22 protein-coding genes and 1 tRNA gene are annotated in these 23867 nt (G+C 50.3%); 7 read left to right on the plus strand and 16 right to left on the minus strand.

From position 1 onward, the window contains the following. Positions 1-189 precede the first annotated feature (189 nt). Entirely contained in the window at positions 190-1311 is a 1122-nt protein-coding gene (gene corA / locus B157_RS0126070; protein WP_020606258.1) for a magnesium/cobalt transporter CorA, read from the plus strand. Between the two features lie 51 nt (positions 1312-1362). Continuing rightward, the gene (locus tag B157_RS0126075; RefSeq protein WP_281168506.1) at positions 1363-3858 is read left to right on the plus strand and encodes a bifunctional UDP-N-acetylmuramoyl-tripeptide:D-alanyl-D-alanine ligase/alanine racemase; all 2496 of its coding nucleotides are present in this window, start codon (positions 1363-1365) and stop codon (positions 3856-3858) included. 130 nt (positions 3859-3988) lie between these two features. Here B157_RS0126075 and B157_RS0126080 read toward each other — a convergent pair whose 3' ends face one another. The 3 genes from B157_RS0126080 to B157_RS0126090 form a co-directional block, all read right to left on the minus strand. Then, positions 3989-4543 carry an RNA polymerase sigma factor gene (locus tag B157_RS0126080; RefSeq protein ID WP_020606260.1) on the minus strand — a complete coding sequence of 185 codons (555 nt, stop codon included), beginning with the start codon at positions 4541-4543 and terminating at the stop codon, positions 3989-3991. 218 nt (positions 4544-4761) lie between these two features. Then, positions 4762-5445 (minus strand): hypothetical protein, encoded by a 684-nt coding sequence (locus B157_RS0126085; protein WP_020606261.1) that lies wholly within the window; start codon positions 5443-5445, stop codon positions 4762-4764. Between the two features lie 47 nt (positions 5446-5492). Then, on the minus strand, positions 5493-6713 hold the full coding sequence (locus tag B157_RS0126090; protein WP_020606262.1) for a THUMP-like domain-containing protein: 1221 nt from the start codon (positions 6711-6713) through the stop codon (positions 5493-5495). Between the two features lie 101 nt (positions 6714-6814). Here B157_RS0126090 and B157_RS0126095 point away from each other — a divergent pair, with 101 nt between their 5' ends. Together B157_RS0126095 and B157_RS0126100 are read left to right on the plus strand one after the other, a co-directional pair. Beyond that, positions 6815-8407, plus strand: coding sequence for a SulP family inorganic anion transporter (locus B157_RS0126095; protein ID WP_020606263.1), 1593 nt, complete (start codon positions 6815-6817; stop codon positions 8405-8407). Between the two features lie 45 nt (positions 8408-8452). Then, positions 8453-9892 (plus strand): glycoside hydrolase family 30 protein, encoded by a 1440-nt coding sequence (locus B157_RS0126100; RefSeq protein WP_020606264.1) that lies wholly within the window; start codon positions 8453-8455, stop codon positions 9890-9892. Positions 9893-9904: 12 nt separating this feature from the next. On the opposite strand, the gene B157_RS0126105 is transcribed toward B157_RS0126100, so the two are convergent. Genes B157_RS0126105 through B157_RS0126120 form a run of 4 tightly spaced genes read right to left on the minus strand, consistent with a single transcriptional unit; the run spans position 9905 to position 12660 of the window. Next, the gene (locus B157_RS0126105; RefSeq protein ID WP_020606265.1) at positions 9905-10588 is read right to left on the minus strand and encodes a hypothetical protein; all 684 of its coding nucleotides are present in this window, start codon (positions 10586-10588) and stop codon (positions 9905-9907) included. Between the two features lie 7 nt (positions 10589-10595). Further along, positions 10596-10967, minus strand: coding sequence for a GntR family transcriptional regulator (locus tag B157_RS0126110; protein ID WP_020606266.1), 372 nt, complete (start codon positions 10965-10967; stop codon positions 10596-10598). Positions 10968-10969: 2 nt separating this feature from the next. Next, positions 10970-11806: a hypothetical protein gene (locus B157_RS0126115; RefSeq protein ID WP_020606267.1), complete on the minus strand. Its 837-nt coding sequence runs from the start codon at positions 11804-11806 to the stop codon at positions 10970-10972. Then, positions 11803-12660, minus strand: a complete 858-nt coding sequence (locus B157_RS0126120; protein WP_020606268.1) for an ABC transporter ATP-binding protein — start codon at positions 12658-12660, stop codon at positions 11803-11805. Before B157_RS0126120 ends, B157_RS0126115 begins: the two co-directional genes overlap by 4 nt. A 230-nt stretch (positions 12661-12890) precedes the next feature. Between B157_RS0126120 and B157_RS0126125 the strand changes: the two genes are divergently transcribed. Continuing rightward, the gene (locus tag B157_RS0126125; protein WP_020606269.1) at positions 12891-13574 is read left to right on the plus strand and encodes a DNA-3-methyladenine glycosylase family protein; all 684 of its coding nucleotides are present in this window, start codon (positions 12891-12893) and stop codon (positions 13572-13574) included. On the opposite strand, the gene B157_RS0126130 is transcribed toward B157_RS0126125, so the two are convergent. The 8 genes from B157_RS0126130 to purL form a co-directional block, all read right to left on the minus strand. Further along, a complete protein-coding gene (locus B157_RS0126130) occupies positions 13568-15334 on the minus strand; it encodes a glycosyltransferase family 39 protein (protein ID WP_020606270.1) in 1767 nt (588 codons plus the stop codon). The two genes, B157_RS0126125 and B157_RS0126130, sit on opposite strands and share 7 nt — an antisense overlap. An 81-nt stretch (positions 15335-15415) precedes the next feature. After that, on the minus strand, positions 15416-16177 hold the full coding sequence (locus tag B157_RS0126135) for a class I SAM-dependent methyltransferase (protein ID WP_020606271.1): 762 nt from the start codon (positions 16175-16177) through the stop codon (positions 15416-15418). Positions 16178-16683: 506 nt separating this feature from the next. Beyond that, entirely contained in the window at positions 16684-18078 is a 1395-nt protein-coding gene (locus B157_RS0126140; protein ID WP_245565270.1) for a DUF4403 family protein, read from the minus strand. Positions 18079-18136: 58 nt separating this feature from the next. Beyond that, on the minus strand, positions 18137-18292 hold the full coding sequence (locus tag B157_RS37710) for a FeoB-associated Cys-rich membrane protein (protein WP_020606273.1): 156 nt from the start codon (positions 18290-18292) through the stop codon (positions 18137-18139). 75 nt (positions 18293-18367) lie between these two features. After that, positions 18368-18904: a YfiT family bacillithiol transferase gene (locus tag B157_RS0126150; RefSeq protein WP_020606274.1), complete on the minus strand. Its 537-nt coding sequence runs from the start codon at positions 18902-18904 to the stop codon at positions 18368-18370. Positions 18905-19138: 234 nt separating this feature from the next. After that, positions 19139-19939: an inositol monophosphatase family protein gene (locus B157_RS0126155; protein WP_020606275.1), complete on the minus strand. Its 801-nt coding sequence runs from the start codon at positions 19937-19939 to the stop codon at positions 19139-19141. 18 nt (positions 19940-19957) lie between these two features. Beyond that, positions 19958-20575, minus strand: a complete 618-nt coding sequence (locus tag B157_RS36035; protein WP_020606276.1) for a Uma2 family endonuclease — start codon at positions 20573-20575, stop codon at positions 19958-19960. A 24-nt stretch (positions 20576-20599) separates the two neighbouring features. After that, positions 20600-22858 (minus strand): phosphoribosylformylglycinamidine synthase subunit PurL, encoded by a 2259-nt coding sequence (gene purL, locus B157_RS0126165; RefSeq protein WP_020606277.1) that lies wholly within the window; start codon positions 22856-22858, stop codon positions 20600-20602. A gap of 180 nt (positions 22859-23038) precedes the next feature. On the opposite strand from purL, the gene B157_RS0126170 reads away from it, so the two are divergent. Further along, positions 23039-23123 (plus strand) — tRNA-Ser (locus B157_RS0126170). 57 nt (positions 23124-23180) lie between these two features. Here the strand turns inward: B157_RS0126170 and B157_RS38555 are convergent. Beyond that, positions 23181-23507 (minus strand): hypothetical protein, encoded by a 327-nt coding sequence (locus B157_RS38555; RefSeq protein WP_157618596.1) that lies wholly within the window; start codon positions 23505-23507, stop codon positions 23181-23183. A gap of 112 nt (positions 23508-23619) precedes the next feature. Between B157_RS38555 and B157_RS37715 the strand changes: the two genes are divergently transcribed. Then, on the plus strand, positions 23620-23867 hold a 248-nt coding region (locus tag B157_RS37715; protein WP_169521793.1), incomplete at its 3' end, for a transposase family protein.

Here is a 23867-nt window from a genome sequence, read left to right on the forward strand (position 1 = left end):
AGACAATCCCTGTCCGTTGATGGACAGGGATTGTCTTTTTATGGGGGCTACCAGTCTTTGCGCTTTTTTGTCCGTTGGGTTCTATGGCGAATTTCACTTACCTATCAACAACTCGCCCGGCCATTCGTTTATCCATTAACACAACCAGGCCTGTAGTGGCCATCTGCTACCCAAAACTACCGGTTCATTATGTCGAAACGCAAGCGTTATCGCTCCGCCGAAAAAACCCTCGGCACTTCTCCCGGCACTCTAACGTATGTAGGAGCGGATATCGAACATGCCATCAAAATCAAGCGTATCGAGTATAATGCCACCGATTACCGAATCGATAGCAGCAGTAAGTTAAGTGCCTGTCAACTCCCTTCCCTCCAAACGCCTTACATACACTGGATTGATGTGGATGGCATTCATGAACCAAAAGTAGTGGCGGCCCTGGGTCAACAATACCACCTGCACGCCCTACTGCTGGAAGATGTACTCAATACAGAGCAGAAGCCCAAGATTGATTTGTACGATGAAACGCCCCTGAGTACTAAAGAGGGCGCCCAGCCAGGTAGTCAGGTCGTTTTCGTCACCATGAAGATGATCCATCATAGTATTCAGCACCAGGAAATTGACGTAGAGCATATCAGCTTCGTACTGGGGACCAACTTCCTGATTTCCTTTCAGGAAGAGCGCACCAGGGATATGTTCGAGCCGATTATCGAACGGATTAAAGCGTCGTCGGGCAAAACCCGGCGTAATGGCCCCGACTACTTACTGTACGCGCTGATGGATGTTATCATCGACCACTACTTCCTGATTACGGAACGGATTGGCGATAAGATGGATGAAATGGAAGAGCAACTGGTGCAGGAACGCGCTAACCAGCAGACGCTGGCAACCCTCTACACGCTGAAACGCGAACTGGCCTTTATCCGCCGAACCATTTATCCGGTACGGGACATCCTCGGCACGCTGCTCCGCGAAGAGTCGGACCTTATCCAGCGCAACACCCTGCCCTACCTGCGCGACCTGGCCGACCATATCAGTCAGGTCATTGAAACCCAGGAGTCGTACAGGGAACTCATTGCAGGCCTGATGGATGTGTATTATTCGATTGTAAACAACCGGATGAACTCGGTCATGAAAACGCTTACTATTGTATCGGCCATTTTTATTCCGCTGACATTCATTGTTGGTGTGTACGGCATGAATTTCGAGTTTATGCCCGAACTAAAGAGCCCACACGGGTATTTTTACACCTGGGCCGTAATGGCGATTATTGCCATCGGTGAAATTATTTACTTCAAACGCCGTGGCTGGATGTAAATGAATGATGAATGATTTACAAAAAGAATTGTCGTCATCATTTGGTCAACCCTGCTTTCTGACATGACAACGAAGAACTATTCCCTCATAAACCGACAATGGCTGACCGATTCCCGACAGCTAACCGGACTACCCGGCGAAAAACAACTGGCTGACGTTGTTTTTTTCGCCATCCGGGGTGAACACCATGACGGGCACGCTTTTATCGGTGACCTCTACCGAAAAGGGGTCCGGCGGTTCGTGGTGGAGCGTTTGGCCCTGACCGACCGGCGGGCTGAACTCAGCCAGTATACCGAAGCCGAATTCATGGAGGTAGATAGTAGTTTACAAACCCTGCAAACGCTGGCTGCCGAGCACCGGCAGCGATTTCAAATTCCGGTAATTGGTATCACGGGGAGTAATGGAAAAACCATCGTGAAAGAATGGCTGGCCCACCTGCTGTCCGATGACTTTGTTATTGCCAAAAGCCCCAAAAGCTATAATTCTCAACTGGGCGTTCCCCTGTCGGTGCATGAGTTGACCCCCCGTCATACGCTGGGTATTTTTGAAGCCGGCATTTCACAGGCGCAGGAGATGCCCGCCCTCGAACGCATCATCCGGCCCACCATTGGCGTGTTTACCAATGTTGGCACGGCCCATGATGAAGGCTTCCGAACCCGGAAACAGAAAATTGCGGAGAAACTCCGGCTATTTACCCACGCGGACACCCTCATTTACTGCACCGATTACGTCGATATCGACGAGGAAGTAAACCTACTCCTGAAAGCCGTTAACCCCCACATCCAGTGCGTTACCTGGTCAATGCAGGGGAATAAAGCAACGTATCAGGTAGAACTAAGCGGAAGTGAACTGACCCTGACCAGCCCGGAGACCGGCTCCATTCGGGTAACCCTTCCCTTTACAGACCCGGCCTCCGTCGAGAACCTGACACACTGTCTGGTAACGATGCTGACGATACGCGCCGAAACAGGTACGCAGCTTCAGCCCCGCCTGAATCGGTTGCGCCCGGTGTCGATGCGACTGGAACAAAAAGCGGGTATCAATAACTGCGTGCTGATTGATGACTCGTATAATAACGACGTAGCGGGTCTTCAACTGGCCCTCCGCTTTTTGAATCAGCAGACCACCCGAACACGCCGGGTCGTTTTTTTATCCGATGTCCTCCAGTCGGGGCAACCGGAACAGGACCTGTATGCGCTGGTCAGTACCCTGATTAAGGAGGCCGACGTAGCCCAGTTCATTGGTATTGGTCCCGTATTGAGTCGTAACGCCCATTTGTTTGCTGACAATAGTTTGTTTTATACATCTACCGATGATTTGCTGGCCCATTTCCTCTTTCATACACTACAGAACAGTGCGGTACTGGTGAAAGGAGCACGGCCCTTCTCATTTGAGCGGATTAGTAACCGACTGGCGGAAAAAGTGCACGGCACGGTGCTCGACATTAACCTCGATGCCCTGACCCATAACCTGAATAGCTACCGGGAAAAAGTTGGTTCCGGCACGAAGATTATGGTTATGGTAAAGGCATTTGCCTACGGAAGTGGCAGTACGGAAGTAGCCCAGCTGCTTCAGTACCATCGGGTCGACTATCTGGCGGTTGCCTATGCCGACGAAGGGGTGGCCCTTAGAAAGAACGGAATCAACCTGCCGATTATGGTGATGAATCCCGCTCCCGAAACCTTTTCGGCCCTGCTGGCCTACCGCCTGGAGCCGGAGATTTATAGTATGCGGGTGCTGACCGAGTGGGGAGATTTTTTAGCCAGTAACAGGAGTGACCGGGTCACCCCTGCTACAGAATCCTGCATCCATCTAAAAATTGACACGGGCATGCACCGGCTTGGTTTTCTGGAATCCGAACTACCCGGAGTGGCCGATTACCTGAATACGCAGCCAACGCTGCAGGTTGCGTCGGTGTTCAGCCATCTGGTTGGTTCGGACGAAGCCCGGTTCAATGCATTTTCACAGCAGCAGTACGAAACGTTCCTGCGGAGCACAACCATACTGGAAACGGCTTTAGGCTATCGGCCTACCCGACATATGCTCAATTCGGCGGGTATCATGCGGTTTCCGGACTACAAGCTTGATATGGTTCGGCTGGGCATTGGCCTTTACGGGGTTGAAGCCAGCGGGCTGAACCCTTCCGTATTACATACGGTCGGTACGCTACGAACGGTTATCAGCCAGATTAAAACCGTCAGGGCGGGCGAGTCAGTCGGCTACAGTCGCCGGGGAGTACTCACGCACGATGCCCGCATTGCTACGCTGGCTATTGGCTACGCCGATGGCTACGACCGCCGGTTCGGGAACGGTATCGGTCAGGTACTGGTCAATGGAACACGATGTGAAACAGTGGGTAACGTCTGTATGGACATGACGATGGTTGACATTACGTCGGCAGTGGCATCAGAAGGGGATGTCGTTATTATTTTCGGTCCTGAATTACCCATCAGCGAGCTGGCCCGACAAATTGGCACCATTCCCTATGAACTGTTAACCGGCATCAGTGAGCGGGTAAAACGGGTATTTTTCAAAGAAGGTAATTAGGGTATCACCCCTGTTCAAACCGTCTTCAAAAGACAAAAGCTCCCGGTGGGAGCTTTTGCCTTTTTTTCAGTAAGAAAAACTTCAAACCAGTTTTACCCTGTTCGTCTGACAGGCATCCGTAGTGGCCTGATTAATCGACAAATCGCTGTACACAAAGCTGCTGCACTTTTGCCCGGCTTCGCTTTAGTCTCATTTTGACCGCACTTATCTTAAGGTCGTACAGTTGGGCAATTTCATCTATGCTCAATCCATCTTCGTATTTCAGCCGTAGAATAGTGCGTTCCTGAGGAGATAAAGTACCAATAACCTGTTGCATGACCTGATAGGATTCTTCCCGCAACTGAGTTTCCATGGAGTCTTCATACGTAGTGCTCTCGTGGCTTTCTTCCAGTTGCGTCGTGGAAAATCGTTTAGCCAATCGAAGCTGGTCAGCGCAGTAATTATAAGAGATGGAGTAAAGCCAGGTCGAGAAACTGGACCGTTGCTGAAAGCCCTCCAGTTTACCGAATACTTTTATGAAGATATCCTGGGTAAAATCTTCCGCCTTGTCCGAATCTTTCGTCATCTGCAAACAGCGGTGGTAGACTTTATTTACGTAACGATTGTAGAGGGTTTCAAAACACTGCGTCGTATTATGGGGTAGGTATTGACGAATCATCTCTTCGTCTGTCATATATGTATCCATATCTGCATGAGGAGTAACAAATAATTTATGGATTAGGGGTTACAAATTATCCTGTAATAATAGTACACGGTATAGTAATATCATCCAATTATGTCAAATAAATTTATCAGATGGCGTAATCAGGGTCTAAACAGTAAATTATATTCCCCCTTGGATTGGCAAACACAATACCGATTAACCAGTAAGGTTATATGTAGTAACCAACTCGTCCTAACGCATTAATTACTGCTCTTCGATTTCACCGCTTCTACATTACTCTTTCGGCTTTCCAGTTCCAAAAGGGCTTTTTCCTGTTCGGTTTTATTGGTTTCTGTATCCTTCTGTAGTTGCAGCAGTTCTTTATCGTTGTCCTCTATTCGTTTCAGAAGCCGTTCTTTTTCTTTGGCGTTCTGCTCGATGGCACGCTGAAGTCGCTCGCCGTTACGAACCAGTTTCTGGTGATTTTTCTGGGCCTCGTCAAACCCGTCCTGCGCCACGCGTACCTCCTGCCCGTAAAGGGTACTCCTGCTAAAGTTTTTGAGTAGTTCTTCAGCACCGGAATACCCAACCCCACCCGTAGTAACATAATTACCACTCCCGAGGTCGAACGCGGCAAAAATGGTAGCGGATGTGCGCGATGATTTTACGGTACTAACCATATTGACAGGCTCCGATGATACGGCCGGTATGCTGGCATTGGGCACGCGGTAGGTTCCCCGCGAAGCCGATACGCGTCCGTACTTCTGTAGTTGGGTTTCCCAATCTTTTTCAATTTGCTTCCCATCTCCCTGAAGGGTCAGGTATAGTCCCGCAATTTTACCCTTGTCAACTGTACTTTCACCCGCGTAAACAGTTTGAGCGTGGGTACAATTGCACGCTGTCAACAAATAGCCAAGTATAATAAAACGTACAAATGTTATCATGGTTATGATCTGACTAGTGAGTTAAATGAGTAGGTATGTACCTCTGTTTACGCTTGAACCAAATCTGCTTTTTGGGTAATTAACAGCCGCTTATCACCGTTCAGCAGGGTGGTTGCCAAAATGTAAATTGAACCACCTTCCCGTAAAGATAATTTTTTCCGCATTTCTGCTACGGTCTGCGGAAAGTTTCGTGTAGTCAGGTTGGCTTTCAGGTCGGGGATATGCTTTTTAAGGGTGTTTTTGTCGGGTTTGATTATTTCCTTAAGCTGGAAAATCCGACCGGGGAAATCAGCCTTCAGCGCATCACTGGTATACAAATGGCTGTTGGGGGCTAGTTTAACCAAACCGTATCGAGCAGCCACTATCCGAAACGCACCTGCCTTCAATACGGCGGCATTGGGCTCATACAGGTACTTTTTGGGGTTACCAAAGTCAACGGCTGCGGTTAATTCTTCCTGCCAGAGAAACTGTAGACCAACTACGGTATCCGGCAACAGGTTAACAGTGTTAAATTTAACATTAACTTTATCAACAAACTGATTATCAATAACAAACAATAACTCCTTCACTTCCCCCTGTACTGCTACAATATGCACCGTTTCTACGCGGTTGGCCAGCTGTTTCAGGGCTAAATCGATGTCCAGTAACGGGGAAACTTTCACCAGAATTTTACGGGTGTACTGTAGTAACCGATCGAGTACACCCGGCTGGGTAATGTCGGGTTCGCAGTCGTCCAGTTTCACTACTTTACCGCCCTGCTCATCGCGCCGGTGTGGATCGAGGTAGAGCCAGTCAGCCTTCTTGTCCCGACTGCCCGCTGTGATCTGGCCAAGCATACGTATCCCATCCCCCACCAGAAACCCGGCATTGGTCACGCCCAGCAGCGGCAGGTTGTACCGGGCGTGTTCTACCAGTTCGGGTTGCTGTTCCACGTACACAACGTGTCCCGTTCGGCGGGAGAATGCCCAGGTATCAACGCCCATCCCACCCGTAACGTCAACCAGTAACGCGCCCTGCACCAGCGATGCCTTGTACAGGGCCGTTCGCTCCGAGGAAGCCTGCTCCACCGATAACGCCGGGGGAAAAATCAGGGTATCAGTCGCATACCAGGCCGGCAACTTATCGCGGGCTTTCTGACGGGCCAGTACCTGAGCCACCAGTTTCCTGATGTCCATACCAACGGGATGACTGCGTAGCAGCCATGATCGGACATCGGTGGTCAGGTTTTCCCGTATAAATAATTTTTCAGCGTCAGTTAAAGGGGTCAATACAAAGTTATTTTAATCTTATTTTAATCTATGTGTACCTTTGAACAGGGACATCAGTCAACGTCCCATCACCAGCATACCAACACGGTCACTATACGTCTATGCAACTGTTTACCCCCTTGAATTCCCTTCGGAATTACCAATCCACTTACTTCCGGCAGGATTTTCCGGCCGGTCTATCCGTGTTTCTTATCGCTCTGCCGCTTTGCCTGGGTATTGCCCTGGCTTCGGGTGCTCCCCTATTTTCGGGCCTGGTGGCCGGTATGATCGGCGGGATTGTGGTTGGGTTATTTTCAGGTTCAGAAATCAGTGTGAGCGGCCCCGCTGCCGGACTGGCCGTAATCGTGGCCGATGCCATTACAAAGGTAGGATCTTACGAAGCATTTCTGGTAGCAGTCGTGCTGGCGGGCCTGATGCAGTTCATCCTGGGCTTGATAAAAGCCGGCCGGTTTAGTGGTTTTTTTCCCGATAGTGTGATTAAAGGGATGCTGGTTGCCATCGGTATTGTTATTATCCTGAAACAGATTCCGCACGCGCTGGGGCGCGATAATGATTACGAAGGCGACTATGAGTTTCAGCAACTGGCCGATGGGGAAAATACACTATCCGAACTATACCGGGCTGTCGAAACGGCCAGTCCCGGGGCGGTTTTGATCAGTGTTCTTTCGCTGGGTTTTCTGATTGGCTGGGAGAAACTGACCAGTCGCGACAAACGCCCGTTCGTTAAAAACTTCCCGGCGGCTCTGGTCGTGGTGATCATGGGAGTGGCACTCAATGAATTTTTTCAGGTAGCCGTGCCCGGCTGGTACCTGGGCGATACGGCCCATCAGCACATGGTCCAGATACCCATTATTGCACCGGGAAAAAGCCTCTTTTCCATCTTTGATTTCCCAGATTTCAGCACGTTGGCAAACCCGCATATTTATGGACTGGCGGCCACCATTGCCCTGGTAGCCAGTCTGGAAACCCTGTTGAACCTCGAAGCATCTGACCGGCTCGACTCGGCCAAACGCGTATCGTCTACCAATCAGGAACTGATCGCGCAGGGCATTGGCAATATGCTGTCGGGGTTGATTGGCGGATTGCCCGTTACGTCGGTAGTGGTTCGAACATCGGCCAATATATACGGAGGAGCACGCACCCGGTTGTCGGCTATACTGCACGGTCTTTTTCTACTGGTAGCGGTCTTTCTGGGCGGTGCCCTGCTCAACCGGATTCCGCTGTCCTGCCTGGCGGCTGTACTGATTATGGTGGGCTATAAGCTGGCCAAGCCAGCCATTTTCAAAAAAACGTATCGGGACGGCTGGAGTCAGTTCGTTCCGTTCGTCGTGACGGTAGCCGGTATCATTTTCACCGACCTGCTGATCGGTATTGCGCTGGGCACGGTGGTGGGGATAATTTTTGTGCTCCATACCAATTTTCAGACTACCTTCCGCCTGACCCGGAAGGGAAAGCAGGTAACCATTGTGTTTGAGAAAGACCTGTATTTCCTGAGCAAGCCGCAGTTGAAAGAAGCGTTAGGCTCTCTTAAACCCGGCGATACCGTGTTGGTTAATGGCAGTAAAGCCCCGTTTATTGATCACGACATCTATAATATGCTTTACGATTACCAGGAAACGGCAAAGGTGCAGGGCATCACGTATGAACTTCAGGAGGTCCGGCTGAACCGCCGGAAGCGAAAAGCAACGACCTGAATCATCAGTCAGTATAGACAGCCACAGGCTACCTTTGTCCTGACAATGGACCGATTTACACATACACAATGGCGCTGGCGGTATATCGTCTGGGTTCTGTTATTTTTCCCGATAGCGAACCAGCTTTTTGCCCAGACCCGGCCTGGATTAGGCAGACCTGAACGGATTGATTACTGGCTGACGGACCCGGCCAGATCGATTCTGTTTGTGCAGCAGCCGTCACTGTCGTTTGGCGGTTTGGCTGAACAGGGGCCGGTTATTCATGTCGATGCGTCGCAAACCTACCAGCCCATCGACGGTTTTGGCTACACCCTCACGGGGGGCAGTGCTACGCTCATTCACCAGATGGCGGCCCCCGACCGGACCAAACTGCTACAGGAACTCTTTTCGACCAGCGGAAAAGGCATTGGCGTGAGCTACCTGCGGGTGAGTATCGGCGCTTCTGACCTCGACGAGCGGGTGTTTTCCTACGATGATCTATCCGATGGGCAAACGGACCCTGCGCTCGCCAAATTCAGTCTGGCCCCCGACCGGGCGCACCTGATTCCGGTACTGAAAGAAATTCTGGCCATCAACCCAACCCTGAAAATTCTGGGTTCTCCCTGGTCGCCCCCTGTCTGGATGAAAACCAATGGAAACTCAAAAGGCGGGAGCCTGAAACTGGCCTACTACGATGCCTACGCCCGCTACTTCGTGAAGTACATTCAGGGAATGGCTAGAGAAGGCATTCGGATTGACGCCATCACGATACAGAATGAGCCCCTACATCCCGGTAATAACCCCAGCCTGCTCATGCTCCCGGCCGAGCAGGCACTATTCATCAAAAAAAGTCTGGGACCGGCCTTCAAAGCAGCCAAACTGAAAACGAAAATTATTCTGTACGACCACAACGCCGACCGCCCGGATTACCCGATTACGGTACTAAACGATCCCGAAACCCGACAGTACGTGGATGGATCGGCGTTTCACCTGTACGCCGGGCCGATTAGTGCCCTGTCGGAGGTTCATACCGCGTATCCCGACAAGAACATTTATTTCACCGAGCAGTGGATTGGCGCACCGGGCAATATGAAAGGCGACTTGGTGTGGCACGTTCGCGAACTGATTATTGGGGCAACCCGCAACTGGAGCCGGAACGTATTACAATGGAATTTAGCTGCCGACCCAAACCAAAATCCGCACACGCCGGGTGGCTGCGATAAGTGTCTGGGCGCACTTACTATCAGCGGCAATACCGTCACACGGAATCCGGCCTATTATAACGTGGCGGTTGCGTCTAAATTCGTCCGGCCCGGCTCCGTGCGTATTGCCTCCGATGAACCAAAAAACCTCCCCAACGTAGCCTTCAAAACACCCGATGGCTATCTGGTACTTATCGTACTGAACGACAGCAAGTCATCCCTCCGCTTCAGCATCGACAGTAAGGGAAAACAGCTAAGTGCAACGCTGGCTGGCGGGGCGGTGGGGACGTATGTATGGCGTTAACGGTTGCGGGATTTATTTCAGCCAACTCAACGCCCGCCCTTTTAACTGTACATCCGCTTTAGGCGAAGCCTGCACGGTAAAGTTGTTCACCTGCGTATCATTCAGCCAGATACCGCTCGAATCCTGCACTGTGGCTTGTATAGATCCGTACTGGTTGGGGCCCATAGTGATGAAACTGTTTTGTCTGGCCACTACAGAAAAGGAGTTTAGCTTCCCTCCTGCCGTGCGGAGTCGGCTGTTCTGCACGATCACCCACAGGCTGTCCTTTTTGAGTTCAGACAACGTTACCCGCCCATCTTTAATCCGCAGGGTTTGTAGTGCCGGCAACCGAAGCACTAACCGAACGCCCAATTCCCGACTGGCATCCTCCCGCGGGTCGAGTTGATAGCTCGTATCGTCGGGGGTGAATGTAACAAACACTGTATCCCCCTGCTGCTGCGTATGATAATATCTGGTAAAATCGGGGGCTATCAATGCCTGCGGTTTATCCGCGCTTTCCAGCACCACAATTTCGGTGGTAGATGTTCCCTCAATGACCCAATGACGTGCCGTGGGCAGGCGTCTCGTGTCGAATTGCTGGTACGGATTACGCCAGTCGATGGTGTTGTACTGTTGTTTGAGCAGCACATCGGTAGCCACCATGCCCGTAAGGGTAACCAGGGCAAGGATAGTGAGAAGGATATAGCTTGTTTTCATGGTTGGTTCAGTCAAAGTGGGTAGTTACAAACTGCTCGTAGCGGGATTCAATTTCGGGTAACTCAATGCCCAGCAGGTACATATTCCGGAAGAAAGCGGGCAGGTCATTGGCTAAAAACTGCTCCCGTCGGTAGGTCTTGATGCGGTCGATGGCCTCCTCTTCCGGGAAGTACCCGATACCGCGCCGGTTGGCAATAACACCCTGCTGACTCAGGAATTCGTACGTCCGCATCACCGTGTTGGGGTTCACTTCCAGTTCGGCGGCCAGATCCCGCACCGACGGAATTTTCTCCCCCGCAACCCAGCGGTCCAGTAAAATCTGCTCGCTCACGTAATCGGCAATTTGCAGGTAAATAGCTTGTTTATCTCTAAAATCCATCGTTATACCTCCCGTTCTTTTAGCCGGACATAGGCCGTGATATACAATAAGGCTACCGCCACGACACCCACCGCATACCGTAATTGATCGCCAACGGGCTGGGGTAGTTCTATAGTCCGGTAATCATATTGCTTGACAAGGGATTGGGCAGTAGCCTGTGAGAAAGGAACAATACTGTTAATCAGGTCGGAGCCGGTCAGACTATGCAATAAAAAGTTATTGCCGAGATGACTGAAAATCAGCAGGCCAAACGCAATGACGGCCACCAACGGCAACGTGTTGTGCCGAATCAGCAGGGCAAAAGCCATCGTGAACGCATGAAGCAGCGCGGTGAAAGCCCATAACTGCGCCGGGATGTTGCCAAAATGGGCGTCGGCAAAAAAAGGCTTAAGGGTAAAAAAACCTCCCTGCCGTTTAATCATCGCGACTTGGTCCGGCGACCAGTCGCGGTGGTTGACGACCCAGACCCATACGCTGTCAGACAGCGCGAACACCGAGGTAAAAACCAGTACAAATCCTACGCCCGAAATAAGCCAGATAAGCCCTATTTTCTCAAACTGGGAGGCTGGCTGCATCAGGTAGTTCATGGCCCGCTCTTTGTGATTCAGCACATTAATCTGCTGCACGGTAAATACGTACCAACAGGGCCAGCCCAACACAAAAAACAACGCAGTTCTCATCTCAGCTACCGACCCCGGCCACCCCTGATAGGCAAATACACTCCCCACAAACAAACCACCAATCAGCAAACCGGCATTAGCCAGTAACTGCCCCCGGTTATCGGTAAAATACTTGCGCAGCAACCGCCCGAAGCGGGCTATCGAAAAAATCTGATTCATGCGTTGGTGGGGGCTAACGTGGACGAAAATAATTGCCGGATGCGTTCCGGCTCCGCTTGCACGACATTGAAAAGTCGTTCTAAATCAAGGCGACTGGGTTCGCCAGTGCGGTTTTCAGTCACTACGGCGTAGCCACCCACGGCCCGTTCGGCGTACAGGGCCGGACGGGCAGGGTCCAGGTCGGGCACCAGCCCAAACCACAGCCGCTCCGTAACTTTCTCTACGCTGGCTTTGAGCGCAACACCCCGCTCTGACAAAATCACGATTGGGTCGATGAGGGTTTCGAGGTCGCGTACCTGATGCGTGGAAATAATGACTGTCCGGTTATCATCCACAGCCCCGGCTACCAGTCGACGGAATTGCCCTTTTGAGGGAATGTCCAGGCCATTCGTTGGCTCGTCCATGAGCAAGACCGCTGTATTAGTGGCCAGCCCAAACCCAATCAGGATTTTCTTTTTCTGTCCGTACGACAATTCATGCAGTTTCTGGTCGTCATTCAGGCCAAATTCGCGCACGTAACCAGCCATCTGTTCCCGGTTGAAGCGGGGGTAAAACGGCGCATTGGCACGTATAAACTCCCGGATTTTTACCGCGGGCACGTATATCTCTTCGGGCAGCAGGAATAAGTCCTCCAGAAATGCCGGACGACGCTGACCGGGGTTATACCCATTCACCTGAATACTACCCACTGTAGGGTACAACAAACCCGATAAAAGTCGCAATAGTGTCGACTTCCCGGCCCCATTCGGCCCCAGCAAGCCATAAATAGAACCGGGTATGAGGCTCAGATTCAGGCTCTCGTACAGCAGTTTATCCCGCTGATACCCGAATGAAACTGTTCGTAAATCAATCATAAACGGAAGAATGTTATGGTGTATTAGATACATAGTACACTACAATAGTAAAGGTATCTTTTTTACCTGTCAAGTGATTCGGGAAAATTATTTTTTCGGGTCGAAAAATCAGGAGCAGCGCGGTTTCTGTTAGCTTGCCAATAGACTACTTACCAAGCAAAGCGTCCGGCCGTTACCTTTTGGGGTAGTCAAGGGCCGGACCTATCTTTACGGCAACAGATTTCACGATAATGCATCCCACCAACTCCGCTCCCCTGCTCCACCTCGCGAAAGACCCCGTGATGGCGCGGCTTATCGCTGAAACCCCCGCGCCCAAAGCCATCAATGTCTCTGGAGACACATCTACAGCCAATACGCCGGTGCGGGACCGTGTATATCTGGCCCTGCTGGAAAGTATTGTGTCACAGCAGATTTCGGTGAAAGCTGCCGATGCGATTTTTACCCGATTCTGTGCTCTGTTTCCCGATAACTACCCGCAGGCCGATGCACTTCTGCTAAAAACAACCGAGGAGTTGCGGAGTGCGGGTCTGTCGTTTCAAAAAATCAAGTACCTGCAAAGCGTGGCGGAGTTTTCGTTAAACAAGTCGGACGAGGCCCACGAAGGGGCAGCCCTGGACCGGGCAAAACTCGATCCGATGACTGATGAAGAAATTGTGCAGTATCTGCTACCGATAAAAGGCGTGGGGCGATGGACGGTGGAGATGTTACTGATGTTCGTGCTGGACCGGCCCGACGTATTCCCTATCGATGATCTGGTCATTCGGCAACGAATGATACTGGCGTACCCCGAACAGACCAACGGCCTGACGGGCAAAGCGTTATACCGGGTATTGCAGGAAATTGCGGACCCCTGGCGACCCTACCGCACTACGGCCTGCCGGTATCTGTGGCGCTGGAAGCCAGCGGCTCAATAACGATGGGTGTTTCCTTTTAAGTCGACGAGTGTGATTTTTTGCCCGGATTGTTTCAACAGGATAATCCGGTTCACTTCGGTCGTATCCATGCGCTGTATGTAGCCGGCATCTTTCGGTAAGTACATATTGGTTAGCTGAGCATCCTGAATGGAATACGGCCAGTATGTTTTTCCAATGGCGTCCTGGGGATAAAGCCGAATGGCTGGGTATAGAATCGTATCGCCCGGCGTGTACTGTTCTTTAATCTTCTGCGCGGCCATATAATGCGGATTAGGTCCGCGCGGAGTGGCAAAGTAGGTGTACTTCAGAGACCGGTCCTGATAAATGCGCTCCAGCAGCAAGCCTACATAAACGGCCTGAATAAGTAACACCCCCACCAAAATCCCCCTCAGTATGGCAGGAATTCGGAGTATCTGTTGAATGAGCAAGGATACCAGTATAATTGTAAAGGGGAATGAAAAACCCGAATATCGCTGCGTAATACCATATGTGTGTCCATTGCGAAACGACATACCCAGCAGAAATAGCGTTGGCACAACGGCCAGCAGGACAACTAAAACCAGTAGTGGTCCCTTTTCCCGTTCAACCTGATAACGAACAGCTACCACCATCAGATAAATAAACGATGGCAGAGCGGCTGCCACGATATACTTCCCATGAGGAACGATGGCGAGCGGTAGCGCCCCCAGTAATAGAGCCGCATAACCAATCCAGACCCATGCCGGCACTTTCTGCGCCTGGTGGTATTGGTGCAGTATCCAGGCCGCTGGCAGACCTAATCCAAAAGACAGGGCCAGGTATCGAATCCCGAGTACGTCGGTTTGCCCCAGCCCATTGGAAACAATGAATAAATCGGCCCAAATGGGTAGCGACTTCCCGATTACGTTTACGAATGTAGCGGGCAGAATAATACCGAATCCATTATTATAGGGATCTGTCAGCGCGAGATTTCGGTAAAATTCCGCCTGATAAGCCAGTGTTTTGACGGTATACGTTCCCCCTCCAAATAGAAACCACAACGATACAAAAGCTACACCCGCGCCTGCCGTCAGCAGAAAAGGAACCCAGCGCGTTGCTGGCCGAACACAAAACAGCGCATATAGACCATGACAGAAAAAGACCGTAATAGCCAGATAATGGGAGAGCAAGGCCAGTACAAACGTTAGTCCATATGCCAGCAACAACTTACCCGACCGCTGCCCTGACTCGTACCGGTCAAGTATTAATAAAAAGAGGTAGGTGGCCAGCAAGGTCAGAAAAAAACTCATCGAGTAATTTCGCGCCATGTGACTATAGGCCACAAAAAATGGCTCAACCGCCGTCAGGGATGCACTCAGTAAAGCCAGCCGGTCTGATTGAAAATACCGGCGTACGAACAGAAATACCAGGCCGACCAGCAATGTGCTGAAAAGTACCGACGGAAACCGGATGGCAAAATCACTGAAGCCCGCTAGTTTTGTCCACCCCCACAATACGGCGTAGTAAACAGGGCTATTGCCAATATCGCCCCTGATATTGGCTTCAATAAAATCGTGGATCGTTTTCTCCTTCCAGAATTCACGGGGAGTGAAATAAATCTTGCCGGGCGTAAAAAAAACGTCGTGCTGGTTGGAGCCTTCCATGACTACCCCCTGCGAAATAACTAACGTATATTTCTCATCGAGATACAGGCCGTACGTACCAGAATGATAAATCCGCAATAGGAAAGCGATAAGCAGGATACCGCCCAGTAGTACATTTGTGTTTCTTAACAATCCCATAGTTAAATACGGAGGTATAGCACTTGATGCTTATACCACCCGTTGTTACCGCTTCACGACACTCAACAGCCTGCTTATCGATCAACTCTCCTTTGAACAGGCGATGATAAACTGAGCGGAAAAAATATGCTTTACTACCGGAATCTTCTCCAGAAATGGTTGAAAAAAGTAAATTAGTTTAGCGGGGAGTGTCGGAAAGAAAAAAGGAACATACCCTACATAATTGAACGTATCGATTTTCCCCCCTGCGTTACGGATCCACCGTTTTAGCTGCCCCTGATAAAAAGACTGCTCTTCGTGCTCAATATGATAACGGGATGTCTTCTCGATTACCTTTAATATGGGATTATTACCATTAGGCTCCATAATTATCAGATTATCAGCCAGTTTGAACGCATTTTCAATAGCTTTCTGCTGATCGGACAAATGGTGGAGTACCCCCCTGATAACGGCCACGTCGTATTTTTTATTGGGTTTGGGCAGCTTATCATCCAGTAAATTGATCGTATCAAATTGTACATCGGGGTATTTCTTCTGCGCAATCCGAACGGCCGATGCTGCCGGATCAAATCCGTATACATCCAGATGAGGGAAATTCTGTTTGATGTTATGCGTATACATCCCGTCACCACAGCCAATATCGACCAGGGTTCGGTAATGCGGTTTAATCAGCTTAAAGATTTCGTCCGAAATACGCTTGTTCGCGACATGCGACGAGAACTTTGCATTAGTTGTATACAGGAACCCACCGTTTTCATGAACATTTCGGTTGAATTCTGCTACATTCTTCTTCAACGATGTGCGAAGCGTGGTTCTATTTTGAAGGCCTGTTTTTTGTACCATATTGCGTTGAGTTATAATTGTATCAGGTTGTACACAAATTTCATCTCCCACTAAGCGGGTGACAAAGGAAAAATACAATATTAATAACAATTGTTATGAATTAAAATTAATCCCATTTTAATTTCAATCGATAGATGAACCCACAATAATTTACTTGTAATCAACCAAAAGCTTGAAAAAATTTCTCTTTTGTATCTATAAAAATAATTTAATAAACTTTAATTTTTGTAAAATAGAAATTTAATACAATACTGGGTTTTGTTCAATATGGAGTGGTTAACCCACTGGATACATGAGGACTTTTGGAGGGTTCCAGTAAATAAGATAATCTGGAAACGCCACTACCCGAATTCACGAAACATGTCTCAGCATGATACGGTGGCAAAAGCCTGCGGCTCCCTATAACTGGGTATTCCATGCGGCAATGCACACGGCTGGCTTATCAAAACAGGCTGGTAATATTAACGAGTGGAGATGCATTAATCTCCTCAGGAGAAACAATTAGATTATAGCCGCTTCATCTTTACGGCCAGCTTTGAATTCACTTTAATCAGTACTTGTACTCCCTCCGGCTGAACGACAATACGCTGGGGAACCATTCGAAATGTATCGATCTCCAGGTCCGTTTTCTGGCTGACTTTTGCTTTGGAGAAAGCAGTCTCAATTTTATCGGGAATGGTCGAAATGGGTTGGCGCAGGGGCACCACCAGTACCGACTGGAGCGTATCGCGCAGGTGGTCGTGCAATAGCCAGTCGGCCGTAGCCAGCAAGTTCTCTTTGGTGTCCACCGCAAAGTCAATCTCTTTAATGCGGAGCGTGTTGGTCAGTGTATCGTAGGCTGGTTTACCGTGGAAATACAGGGTACCGTTAACCGCCCCTCCTACATTGGCTTTCAGAATCAGGTTTTTGCCGCTTCCGTAAATTGACGCTCCTTTTATTTTTATATGCCCCCCTGCCAGATCAAGTTTTTCGTTGAGCAGTGCACGAGTCATTACCTGATTTATATCCGTGTAGGGAATAAACGCCAGCACCTCCAGCCGGGAGGAGTCGGGCAGAACGTTGCGGTGTAGTAGTCGGGGCAAACGTTCCAGTGAGTCGGCTGGGATAACCGGTCTTTCGCCCAGGTGCGTATCTACCCGGAAAGCAATCTGAATGGGCACCGTTATCACACGGGCATTGCCATACACGGGAGCCGTAGCGATGCTGAATGGCCGGGGAATGAGCCATATCTGTTCCGGCTTCCGGGCTATCCGTAATGGTTTCTGTATATCACGCCACACTTTACTGACTTCCTTATCCAGCCGCAGTCCCTGGTGAACAGCATGGTCAATTGCCTTCTCTATTTCGGATTTCCGCTTGTCCAGTATTGTTTCGGCCAGCTTCCGGACACTGATTTTTATGCCCAGCAAGCGCACCTTTGGTTCCAGGGTCCAGTGGTACTCTTCAAACTTGACTTTGGTGAGTAGCCGCCAGTTCCCTCCAACCGCCACCGGGCTTTTAAAATTAACGGCTAATGCACACAAAGGGCGACTTTCCCGGTTTTTACGACTTCGAAGACCAATGGGATTACTATACCATACTTGTAGGGGTGCGGAGAAAATGACCTGCCGATTGTCGTAGCTGATTTTGATGGGGCCAGTGCGTTCTACGCGCAGCCGCCAGGCTTCGCCCTTTTTACCCTCGAAGGTTTCTTCCGGTACCAGCGTAGTAGAGAGGCCTTTATTCACTTTGCTCTCCAGGTCACGAATGTTAAACGTAAGATTTCCAGCCACATACGAGATGGGGTCTTCGATAGCGGGTTCAAATGCTTCCACAACCGGAGCGTCAGGCTTCACGCGTTTGCATCCCCCCATACCAATCGTACCGGCGATTAGTATAAATAAACCAATTATTCGTTGCATTTTCATAACTACAACACAACAAATACGTTACCAAAATGTTAGCGGGGAGCGCAACTATTCATCGCTCGCTGGTCAGGACGCTATGCTTTTTCTCAACGGCGCACCCGCATCCTTTCCCGCATCCTGCCTGCTTTTTCGAGAAACTTTGATAGGCCCGTCTTCCCATATAGAAAAGTGCAGCGGCAAAAACCAGTAATATGATGAGTTCCTGCATAGTACTGTTTATAGTTTATAGTACATGGTTAGCTGACGTGAACGCCTATTCATGATAAACCATAGATTATAAACCTTATTCCCATCCGTTCCGTTCGGCCAGTCGATAGGCGTGCCGATAGTGATGTTCACTATGCCAGGCGTAGAGCGCAATGACCTGCCGAATGGGAAACGTCTTTTTACTCGCCGGATGAAAATAGGTTCGTTCTAACTCCGATTCTGTAAGTGCCTTTAGAATAGTGACCCAGCGCAGGTGCAGGTTATGGATAATAACCAGTGATGGAGCCACGTCGAGCATAGAGTCGGGGAGTTTGGCCCATTCGCCTTCTTCGTAGGGGCTAATCGTTGGGTTATCTTCCGTCAGGGCCAGTTTGGTACGCACGTAGGCGTTCATGTGGCTATCGGCAATGTGGTGTACCAGTTGCCGCACCGTCCAGCCACCAGGGCGGTAGGGCGTATTGAGCCGGTCATCTCCCCATTTACCAACGAGTTTGGTCAGTTTAACGGGTAGTTCAGCAAGGGCAGCGATGTGCTGCTGCGTTTCCACGCCGGAGAATTCCTGACCGTGAACGAAATCACCGATGGGGTAGCGAAGGGTGTCAATGTTAGTCATTGATTATTGGTCGATAGTCATTTCGTTACGTGGATATTAATTATCCGTGTATACCTGGTCTTCCGTAAGCGAGCGAATTAATTCGCCCGCTTACGGAATAACGTCAATCAGTTCCGGGTGAACGCCATAACTGGCAATAACATCGCCCCGAAACAGGCATTCATCGCCCCCGTCGAAGTCGGTGACCAGGCCACCGGCTTCCTGAACGATTCGCCCGCTTACAGAAACGCCCGTTTACGACCAGTATTCCTGAATAACCCCGATCAGTTCCGGATGTACGCCACAACTCGCAATAACGTCGCCCCGAAACAGGAATTCATCGCCCCCATCGAAATCGGTAACGAGACCACCGGCTTCGCGCACGAGCAGCACCCCGGCGGCCATATCCCAGGAATTGAGGTTGTATTCGTAAAAAGCCTCGAATCGCCCGGCGGCTACGTAGGCCAGATCAATGGCGGCCGACCCCAACCGACGCAGGCCGTGGGTTTGCTGCATGAGCGTTTCCAGGATTCGCAGGTATCTGGGCATCTTGTCGAAGCTGTAATACGGGAAGCCGGTTGCAATCATGCTTTCGCCCAGTCTGGTAACGGGCGAAACCGACAGACGGGTATCGTTGCAATACGCTCCCCCACCCTGCCAGGCCGAAAAACACTCATCGCGGTTAGGATCATACACTACGCCGGCGATGGGTGTTTTACCCTGCGCCAACCCAATGCTGACCGAGAAAATGGGCAGATTATGAATGAAGTTGGCCGTACCGTCGAGCGGGTCGATGATCCAGTTGAGTGCCGACTCGTCGGCTTCCTGCCCGGTGGTGCCTTCTTCGGTGATGAACCCGGCTTCGGGTAGTAGCTGACTCAGCTTTTTGACCAACTCTTTTTCGGTTTCCTTATCGACGTAGGACACCAGGTTGTTCAGCCCCTTGTATTCAATCGAATCACGCTGGAACTTACTTCGTTCCTGGAGCAGAAATGCCCCGGCCTCTTTGGCAATCGTGTTGATTTCGCGGGTAAGGGCGGATAAATCGTTGAGCATGTTTGTTTTTAGTAGGGTTTATACAGTATCCTCAATTGGCCCGTCATCGTCAGCCGGTGTTATCTCAATGTCCGCATAAATGGCCTGAACGCTGAGTTCGGTATCAAGCCGGGGCAACACGACGACATCCGCCGGGTTTTCATAGAAGGTGTTGATCCATTCATCCGTTTCCTCAATCCGACTGAATAATTCGATGGTAGTCGCGTACTGATCAACCAGCATGTAGTACCAGAGTGACGGCATTTTCCGGTAATCACGCCATTTATCCCCCCGGTCTTTGTGGGCGGTAGATCTGGACAGTACTTCGACAATCAGACGGGGTTGACGAATAATCAGGTTGTTTCCCCGAAGGTCAAATGGATGACAGCTTACAACGACATCGGGGTACGATATATGCCTCCCTTCCCGCACATCGACCTTCATGTTTTCAGAAAACACCCGGCAGCCTTTGTTCTTAACCGATGCCTTTATCAAGTCCTTAACATTGTCGATGAGTAGGTTATGATTAACCGTTCCGCCCGCCATTGCGTAAACGTCTCCGTTATAAAACTCGTGACGAACCTCGCTTTTCTCCTCCAGGACGAGGTATTCCTCAACCGTATACTGGTGCGTTTTTTTCGTCTGATGAGCAAGCATAGCTGATTTAGTTTTAACCCGGCATTACTGCATAATATCACCCAGCGCGTTGTCGTACAGATTTTTCGCTTCACCAACCGTCATAAGGGTCGTTTCATCCATCACGAAGCTGCCCTTGGTTACGGTGCCCAGGTGCCGGAACGGCAGGACGCTGTCTTCCAGATAGCCAACCACATGCTGTTGCTGATCGGGCGTGATGGTAATGACCACCCGGCTCTGGCTTTCGCCGAACAAAAAGGAGTCCGTGCGGTGCCGGGTATCAATCGAGATATCGAAACCAAGATCGCCCGCCATCGCCGATTCAGCCAGCGTAATGAACAGCCCCCCGTCCGACACATCGTGCGCCGACTGAAGCCAGCCGTGCCGGTTCATGGTTTTGATGCTTTCCTGCACCCGCCACTCCGTCTCGAAATCGAAATATGGGGCGGGCGAGGCTTTAATGCCAAGGTACGAATACAGATACTCCGACGAAGCGATGTCGTTCGTTGATGGACCAATGAGATAAATCAGGTCGCCTTCATTTTTGAAGTTCAGCGTCATGCGATGATCAGGGTTGTCCATCAGTCCCAGCATCCCGATGGTGGGGGTCGGGAATACCGGCCCATCGTCCGAGCTTTGGTTGTAGAAACTCACGTTCCCCCCCGTCACCGGCGTGCTGAACCGCTTACAGGCTTCGCCCATGCCCTGCACTGCTTCCACAAACTGCCAGTACACCTCCGGCACGTAGGGATTCCCGAAGTTCAGGTTGTTGGTAACGGCCAGCGGCTCCCCCCCGCTGCAAACGATATTGCGGCAGGCTTCGGCCACGGCAATCATAGCTCCCTGACGCGGACTGGCGTTCACGTACCGGCTGTTGCAATCCACCGTAATCACAATGGATTTATTAGTCGTGGGCAGGCCGGGACCTTTTACGCGCACCACGGCCGCGTCGGAGGGCGCATTGGTGCTGCGGTTGGCCGTGCCAACCATTGAATCATACTGCTCATACACCCACTTGCGGGAGCAGATGTTCGGGTGCGTCAGCAGGTGTTCGGCTATTTTTTTGATGTCGTCAACATCGATGTCGGTTACGTCGTCGGCGTTGAATTTGGCATATTCCTTAATATAAGCCGGTTCCTTATACTCGCGTTGATACTGGGGAGCCCCCCCGCCAAGTACGAGGTCGTAGGCGGGAACGTCGGCTACCAGTTCGCCGTACCGGTAGAAGTGCAGACGGCCGAGGTCGTTTTCGCCCCGGGCCGTTACTTCCCCTATCTGGGCGCAGTTCAGGTCCCATTTGTCGAATATCCCCTGAATGATGTGTTCTTTCCCTTTTTCGATCACGACCAGCATCCGTTCCTGCGACTCCGACAGGAGTATCTCGAACGGGGCCATATTGGGCTGGCGTGTGGGCACTTTATCGAGGTCGATAATCATACCATGTTCACCTTTCGCACTCATTTCGGAGGTGGAGCAGATGATACCGGCCGCCCCCATATCCTGAATACCAATAACGTAACCCGTTTCGATGATTTCGAGCGTAGCTTCGAGCAGCAGTTTCTCCATGAACGGATCGCCCACCTGCACAGCGGGCAGTTTATCCGTCGAAGCCGCCGAAATATCTTCCGACGCAAACGTGGCACCGTGAATCCCATCTTTCCCCGTTGCCGACCCGACAATAAACACCGGGTTACCCACGCCAAAACTGGTTGCCTTCGCCGATTTCCCTACCTCCACAATTCCCGCGGAGAAGGCATTGACGAGCGGGTTGGTGTTGTAACACTCATCGAAGTGCAGCTCGCCCCCCACAGTTGGAATGCCGAAGGCGTTGCCATAATCGCCAATGCCTTTGACCACACCCCGCAGGAGTCGCTTGGTTTTCTTGAGGTCAAGCGCCCCGAAGCGGAGTGAATTGAGCTGGGCAATGGGCCGGGCCCCCATCGTAAATATATCGCGGTTGATGCCCCCAACGCCCGTTGCTGCGCCCTGATAGGGTTCCAATGCCGAGGGGTGGTTGTGCGATTCGATTTTGAACGAACAGGCCAGTCCATCACCAATATCGACCAGACCGGCGTTTTCCTCCCCGGCTTTAGCCAGCATCCGGTCCCCATCGCGGGGTAGGGTTTTGAGCCAGATAATGGAGTTTTTGTAGGAACAGTGCTCCGACCACATGACCGAAAAGATACTCAGTTCCGTAAAATTGGGCCGACGACCCAGAATTTCGGCAATACGGTCAAACTCGTCGGGTAGTACGCCCAATTTACGGGCCGTTTCCAGCGTGGGAAGGGATTCGAGGGTATCCATGATTAGCGAAAGAGCGAAAGAGCGAAAGAGTGAAAGAACAAAAGGTTCGCGTCAGCATTTTCGCTCTTTCGCTCTTTCACCCTTTCGCTCTTTAAAGATTCACAAAACTACGGCATTTAGGGGAAAATGGCCCGTCCTACATTGACAAATCTCGAAACGCGTGTATATTTGCATCCAGAAAGAGAGATGGCAGAGTGGTCGATTGCGGTGGTCTTGAAAACCACTGACTGTAACAGGTCCGGGGGTTCGAATCCCTCTCTCTCTGCAAGAAAATAAAAAAAGCACTCATAATCAGCGATTTGAGTGCTTTTTTTGTGCAATTTTAAAAGGTATTTTTGATCGATTTTTTTATACCTTTTGAATAAGTGAAACTATATTCTTTTGTAGGGACGTAAGTAAGTGCAATATTAGGAAAAGCACCATAAGCTTTGTACAAAGAAATAGCCGATAACTTTGGTCCTAAAGAGCTACAAATTATATTATACTTATCTGAATATCTCGCAATGACGCTTAATATATTTGGAAGCCCATGATCTGGTAAATAAGAATCGATATCGAATATTTCCAATTCAGTTAAACCTGCACATTGATCTTTATGTTGTTGTAAATTATTTCGTTTTTCGTTATCATACTGATTACCTATTTGCATACCTAAAAGTGTAAGCTTTGGCTCAAAGTAATTTACTAATTGACCTACTCTTTCAGCATCAAAACCTGTAATAATAATGGTACTCTGACAATTCTTGTGGTTAACTTGGTCTATGCAGGAAACCGACTTCTACCAACAGCTTTTAGCCTTGCCTGATTTGCAGGTGCAGCGGGTCGAATATACACCGACTCGAATTACACTATTTTGCCAACTCCAAACCAACAGCCAGGCCTGCCCTTCCTGTCTCAAGCAAACCACCCAACTCAATCAGTACTTAACCAGGCAAGTGCGCGATCTAGATATGTCGGGCCGCCAAGTCTGGTTGCACATACGTATCCGCCAGTTCATCTGTCAAGATTG

Origin of the sequence: Spirosoma spitsbergense DSM 19989, from assembly GCF_000374085.1 — a bacterium.
GTDB classification, from domain to species: Bacteria; Bacteroidota; Bacteroidia; order Cytophagales; family Spirosomataceae; genus Spirosoma; species Spirosoma spitsbergense.

What these genes read in the sequence shown, in the direction of transcription:
- corA (WP_020606258.1), top strand. Translation starts at nt 190, where the DNA reads ATGTCGAAACGCAAGCGTTATCGCTCCGCCGAAAAAACCCTCGGCACT.
- B157_RS0126080 (WP_020606260.1), bottom strand. Translation starts at nt 4,543, where the DNA reads ATGGATACATATATGACAGACGAAGAGATGATTCGTCAATACCTACCC.
- B157_RS0126085 (WP_020606261.1), bottom strand. Translation starts at nt 5,445, where the DNA reads ATGATAACATTTGTACGTTTTATTATACTTGGCTATTTGTTGACAGCG.
- B157_RS0126095 (WP_020606263.1), top strand. Translation starts at nt 6,815, where the DNA reads ATGCAACTGTTTACCCCCTTGAATTCCCTTCGGAATTACCAATCCACT.
- B157_RS0126100 (WP_020606264.1), top strand. Translation starts at nt 8,453, where the DNA reads ATGGACCGATTTACACATACACAATGGCGCTGGCGGTATATCGTCTGG.
- B157_RS0126105 (WP_020606265.1), bottom strand. Translation starts at nt 10,588, where the DNA reads ATGAAAACAAGCTATATCCTTCTCACTATCCTTGCCCTGGTTACCCTT.
- B157_RS0126110 (WP_020606266.1), bottom strand. Translation starts at nt 10,967, where the DNA reads ATGGATTTTAGAGATAAACAAGCTATTTACCTGCAAATTGCCGATTAC.
- B157_RS0126115 (WP_020606267.1), bottom strand. Translation starts at nt 11,806, where the DNA reads ATGAATCAGATTTTTTCGATAGCCCGCTTCGGGCGGTTGCTGCGCAAG.
- B157_RS0126120 (WP_020606268.1), bottom strand. Translation starts at nt 12,660, where the DNA reads ATGATTGATTTACGAACAGTTTCATTCGGGTATCAGCGGGATAAACTG.
- B157_RS0126125 (WP_020606269.1), top strand. Translation starts at nt 12,891, where the DNA reads ATGCATCCCACCAACTCCGCTCCCCTGCTCCACCTCGCGAAAGACCCC.
- B157_RS0126130 (WP_020606270.1), bottom strand. Translation starts at nt 15,334, where the DNA reads ATGGGATTGTTAAGAAACACAAATGTACTACTGGGCGGTATCCTGCTT.
- B157_RS0126135 (WP_020606271.1), bottom strand. Translation starts at nt 16,177, where the DNA reads ATGGTACAAAAAACAGGCCTTCAAAATAGAACCACGCTTCGCACATCG.
- B157_RS0126140 (WP_245565270.1), bottom strand. Translation starts at nt 18,078, where the DNA reads ATGCAACGAATAATTGGTTTATTTATACTAATCGCCGGTACGATTGGT.
- B157_RS37710 (WP_020606273.1), bottom strand. Translation starts at nt 18,292, where the DNA reads ATGCAGGAACTCATCATATTACTGGTTTTTGCCGCTGCACTTTTCTAT.
- B157_RS0126150 (WP_020606274.1), bottom strand. Translation starts at nt 18,904, where the DNA reads ATGACTAACATTGACACCCTTCGCTACCCCATCGGTGATTTCGTTCAC.
- B157_RS0126155 (WP_020606275.1), bottom strand. Translation starts at nt 19,939, where the DNA reads ATGCTCAACGATTTATCCGCCCTTACCCGCGAAATCAACACGATTGCC.
- B157_RS36035 (WP_020606276.1), bottom strand. Translation starts at nt 20,575, where the DNA reads ATGCTTGCTCATCAGACGAAAAAAACGCACCAGTATACGGTTGAGGAA.
- purL (WP_020606277.1), bottom strand. Translation starts at nt 22,858, where the DNA reads ATGGATACCCTCGAATCCCTTCCCACGCTGGAAACGGCCCGTAAATTG.
- B157_RS38555 (WP_157618596.1), bottom strand. Translation starts at nt 23,507, where the DNA reads ATGCAAATAGGTAATCAGTATGATAACGAAAAACGAAATAATTTACAA.